4 protein-coding genes are annotated in these 4,876 nt (G+C 70.8%); 1 reads left to right on the forward strand and 3 read right to left on the reverse strand.

Features of this window, described 5'->3' with window-relative positions:
• Positions 1-85: 85 nt before the first annotated feature.
• Both ACSW7Y_RS16205 and fbaA read right to left on the reverse strand, forming a co-directional pair.
• The gene (locus tag ACSW7Y_RS16205) at positions 86-1,345 is read right to left on the reverse strand and encodes a M18 family aminopeptidase (protein ID WP_438127270.1); all 1,260 of its coding nucleotides are present in this window, start codon (positions 1,343-1,345) and stop codon (positions 86-88) included.
• A 109-nt stretch (positions 1,346-1,454) separates the two neighbouring features.
• Entirely contained in the window at positions 1,455-2,483 is a 1,029-nt protein-coding gene (fbaA, locus tag ACSW7Y_RS16210; RefSeq protein ID WP_438127271.1) for a class II fructose-bisphosphate aldolase, read from the reverse strand.
• Between the two features lie 160 nt (positions 2,484-2,643).
• Between fbaA and glpX the strand changes: the two genes are divergently transcribed.
• Positions 2,644-3,633, forward strand: coding sequence for a class II fructose-bisphosphatase (glpX, locus tag ACSW7Y_RS16215; protein WP_180225595.1), 990 nt, complete (start codon positions 2,644-2,646; stop codon positions 3,631-3,633).
• 117 nt (positions 3,634-3,750) lie between these two features.
• Here glpX and ACSW7Y_RS16220 read toward each other — a convergent pair.
• The coding region (locus ACSW7Y_RS16220) for a DNA recombination protein RmuC (protein WP_438127272.1) at positions 3,751-4,876 on the reverse strand (1,126 nt) is incomplete at its 5' end.

A 4,876-nucleotide genomic window follows, 5' to 3' on the forward strand; every position in this document is an offset into this window, starting at 1 on the left:
GTTCGACGTCGGGAACGTGGTTCGACGTCGCGCCGCCGGACCCGGGGTCAGACGCGCGAGCCCGTGAGGAAGGCGGCGACCGCGCTCAGCCGGCGAGGAAGGCAGCGACGGCGCCGTGCAGCGTGGCGAGGTCGTCGACGTGCACGAGCTCGCGGACCGAGTGCATCGACAGCAGCCCGACGCCGATGTCGATCGTCGGGATCCCGAGCCGCGTCGCCGCGATCGGTCCGATGGTCGAGCCGCCGGGGATCGTGTTGACGTTCACGAACGGCTGGTACTCGACACCGGCCTGGTCGCACGCCGCCGCGAACACCGCCTCGCCCTTCGCCTCGGTCATGTAGCGCTGGTTGGCGCTGATCTTCAGGAGGGGACCCCCGCCCGGCCGCGGACGGTTCGTCGGGTCGTGCTTCTCCGGCTGGTTCGGGTGCACGAGGTGTCCGGCGTCGCTCGAGAGCAGCCACGACGCACGGAACGCCCGCGCGGCTTCGGACCGGGTCGCCCCGAGGCCCTCCTGCACGCGGCCGAGCACGTCCTCGAGGAACGGCCCGCCCGCGCCGGAGGGCGTCGAGGAGCCGATCTCCTCGTGGTCGAACGCGGCGAACACCGGGATGTGCACGGCGTCGGACGGGGCAGCGATGACCCCGAGGAGTCCGGCGTGCACGCTCGTGAGGTTGTCCATCCGGCCGGACGCCAGGAACGCGCCGTCGATGCCGATGCGCGCGGGGGCCTGCGTGTCCGCGAGGAACAGGTCCCACGACACGGCCTCGTCGCCGGCCTGGTCACGGAGCCACGCGAGGACATCGGTGCCGCCGACGTCGCTGCCGGTGCCGACGACCGGGATCGTGTGGCGCTGCCGGTCGATCTCCTTGCCGTCGTTCACACCGCGGTCGAGGTGGATCGCGAGGTTCGGTATGCGGGCGACCGCACCGGTCGAGACGAGCCGCACGGTGCCGTCGGCGTCGACCACCCGGCCGGCGATCCGGAGGTCACGGTCGAACCACGTCGACAGCAGTGCGCCGCCGTAGACCTCGACGTTGAGCTGTTCCCAGCCGAGCGTCCGCACCGCGGGGTTCGGCTTCACCCGGAACGTCGGGGAGTCGGTGTGCGCGCCGAGGATGCGGAACGGCGTCGTGGCGGTCGCGCCCTCCGGGAGCCGCCAGGCGATCACGGCACCGTCGCGGACGACGACGTACGCGCCCGGAGTGGTCGGCCACGCGTCGAGCTCGGACAGCTCGGTGAAGCCCGCCTCCACGAGTCGGTCCCGCGCCACGGCCGCCGCGTGGAACGCGGTGGGGGACTCGGTGACGTACTGGGCGAACTCGGAGGCGATGGCGTCGACGGTCACCCGACCATCGTGGCACGGTGCGTGCCCCGCCGTGGCCGGGGGCGACCGAACGCAGAACGGGGCGCGTCCGCCGGACGCGCCCCGTTCCTCCAGGCTGGTGTCTGCCGGATCAGCCCTTGGTGTGACCGGCGGAGCCGAGCACCTTCGCGGCCTCGCCCACGCGAGCCGCCATGGCGGTCTCGGCGACCTTGCCCCAGGCGCGCGGGTCGTACTGCTTCTTGTTGCCGACCTCGCCGTCGATCTTCAGGACGCCGTCGTAGTTGCGGAACATCGAGTCTGCGATCGACCGGGTGAACGCGTACTGCGTGTCCGTGTCGATGTTCATCTTGATGACGCCGTTGCGCACGGCCTCGTGGATCTCGTCGTCCGTCGAGCCTGAGCCGCCGTGGAAGACGAGGTCGAGCGGGTTCTCGCCGGTACCGTGCTTCTCGGCGATCGCGGCCTGGATCTCGCCCAGGAGTTCCGGACGGAGCTTGACGTTGCCCGGCTTGTAGACGCCGTGGACGTTGCCGAAGGTGAGCGCGGCGATCCAGCGGCCCTGGTCGCCGAGGCCGAGCGCTTCGACGACCTTCTCGACGTCGTTCGGGGTCGTGTAGAGGGCGTCGTTCGTGCCCTCGTGCTGGACACCGTCCTCCTCGCCGCCGACGACGCCGATCTCGACCTCGAGGATGGCGTTGATGTTCCGCGTCTTCGCGATCATCGTCTTCGCGATCTCGATGTTCTCGTCGAGCGGCACCGCGGAGCCGTCCCACATGTGCGACTGGAAGATCGGGTTGCGGCCCTGGCGGACCTCTTCCTCGCTCGCGGTGATGAGCGGGAGGACGAAGCCGTCGAGGGCGTCCTTCGGGCAGTGGTCGGTGTGCAGGGCGACCGTGATGTCGTAGTTCTTCGCGACCTCGTGGGCGAACTTCGCCATCGCGAGGGCGCCGGCGGCACGGTTCTTGACCGTGTGACCCGCGAAGTAGTCGGCACCGCCGGTGGTGACCTGGAGGATGCCGTCCGAGCCGGCCTCCTGCAGACCCTGGAGGACCGCGTTGATCGTCTGCGACGACGAGACGTTGACCGCGGGGTAGGCGAACTTGCCGGCCTTCGCTCGTTCGAGCATCTCGGCGTACTGTTCCGGCGTTGCGATGGGCACTGCGATCTCCTTCGACTTCGGTGGTGTCCACGCCGAGCCTAGCCACTGGCTCTGGAGGCCCGGTGCGGGTTGTGCGCGCGGGTTCCGTCGGTGCTGCACATGCGTTCACGGCGCTCGGGACCGGGCCCGCCTTGCGGCTCGCCGTCGGTACGCTGGGAGCGTGACTCCCACCACTGAGACCGGTTCCTTGTTCCTGCAGCCCGACCGCAACCTCGCGCTCGAGCTCGTGCGTGCGACGGAGGCGGCGGCGATCCGTGCGCAGCCGTGGGTCGGTCGAGGTGAGAAGAACCTCGCGGACGGGGCCGCGGTGGACGCCATGCGGAAGTTCCTCGGCACCGTGAACTTCGACGGTGTGGTCGTGATCGGCGAGGGCGAGAAGGACAACGCCCCGATGCTCTACAACGGCGAGCACGTCGGCAACGGTCACGGTCCGGCGTGCGACATCGCGGTGGACCCGATCGACGGCACCTCGCTGACCGCCGCCGGACGCCAGAACGCGATCTCGGTGATGGCCGTCTCCGACCGTGGCTCGATGTACGACCCGTCGGCCGTGTTCTACATGGACAAGATCGCCGCCGGGCCCGAGGGGCGTGGGGTGCTCGACCTGGAGAAGCCGATCGGGGAGAACATCCGGGCGCTGGCGAAGGCCAAGCACAAGGACATCGAGGACATGCAGATCGCCGTCCTCGACCGTCCCCGGCACGACGAGCTCATCCGCGCCATCCGCGCCACGGGTGCCGGCACCCGGCTGCTGCTCGACGGTGACGTCGCCGGTGGGATCTCGGCGGCGCTGCCAGGCTCGAAGATCGACATGTGCGTCGGCGTCGGCGGCACCCCGGAGGGCATCATCACCGCGTGCGCGATCAAGGCGCTCGGCGGTGTGATCCTCGGCAAGCTCCAGCCGAAGGACGACGAGGAGCGGCAGAAGGCGATCGACGCCGGGCACGACCTCGACAAGGTCCTCGACCAGGACGACCTCGTCACGGGCGACAACACGTTCTTCGTCGCGACCGGTGTCACCGACGGCGTGCTCGTCGACGGAGTGCGTCGTTCGCGGGGTGTGATCCACACCGACTCGCTCGTGCTGCGGTCCCGCTCGAACACGATTCGCCGCATCCAGGCCGACCACCGCGCCGAGAAGTGGTTCTGATCCGCTGACACTGTCGGCCCCGGTGCTGGGCGGGGCGGCGTCCCGCGGCGGGGCGGCGCAACACGGCGTCGTGCGCCGCGCGCCGCCGTGTTGTGCGCCGCGCCCCACGCGCGCGGGTCAGTCCTCGTCGAGGGCGCCGACGAGCTCGGGCGCGGTGAGCAGCCGCGGCTCGTCGTCGATCGTGGCGGGGTCGGCGATGACCTTCGACTCGTCGAGCAGGGACAGTCGCCGAGCACTCGGGAGCACCTGTCGTTCGAGTGACCCCACGAAGCGGTTGTAGTCGACGACGGTGCCGCGGATGGCCCGGCCGAGCTTGTCCACGTGTCCGGCGAGCGTCGACAGGCGTCCGTAGAGCTCGCGCGAGACGCGGAAGAGCTCACGGGCCTCGGCGGTGACGACGTCCTGCTGCCACGAGAACGCCACGGTCTTGAGCACGGACCAGAGCGTCACGGGGGAGGCCAGCGCCACCCGCTTCCGGAACGCGTGGTCGAGCAGCCCCGGGTCCGCCGCGAGGGCGCTCGCGATGAGCGACTCCGACGGGATGAACGCCACCGTCAGCTCGGGCGAGGCGTCGTACCCGGACCAGTACTCCCGAGCCGCGAGGGCGTCGACGTGCGCCCGGAGCGCCCGTACGTGCTGCTGCAGGAGCTGGTCGCGACGCGCACCCTCCGCGCCGGTGGCGGTCGCGGGGATCTCGGCCGCCTGGAGGTAGGCGCTGAACGGCACCTTCGCGTCGACGGCGATGGTCTTGCCGCCCGGCAGGTGCACGATCATGTCCGGCCGGGCAGCTCCCGCGGACGTCGTGACCGAGGACTGCACGTCGAAGTCGACGCGTTCGAGGAGGCCGGCTGCCTCGACCACGTTGCGCAGCTGCGTCTCGCCCCAGACACCGCGCGTGCTGTTCGAGGACAGCGCGCTCGCGAGGGTGTCCGCCGTGGCGCGCAGGCGTTCCTCGGACTCCGCCGCCGAGCGCAGCTGCGCCGACAGCGCCCCGTACTGCTCGCTCCTGGACTGTTCGAGCTCGGCGATCTTGGCGCGCATGACGTCGAGCGTCTGCGCGACCGGGCTCAGCGCCGAGAGGACCTTCGACTCGTTCTGGCTCCGTGCTGCATCGGCACCGTGCATCCGTTGCACGAGGTGCTCGAGCTCCGCCGCCCGACGCTCCAGCGAGTCGACCTGCCGCCGGTACTGGGCGTCCTGCGCGTCGAGCCGTTCCTCGGCGTCGGCCCGGACGGTGTCGAGC

It is taken from the genome of Curtobacterium flaccumfaciens (genome assembly GCF_051548005.1).
Taxonomy (GTDB): Bacteria; Actinomycetota; Actinomycetes; order Actinomycetales; family Microbacteriaceae; genus Curtobacterium.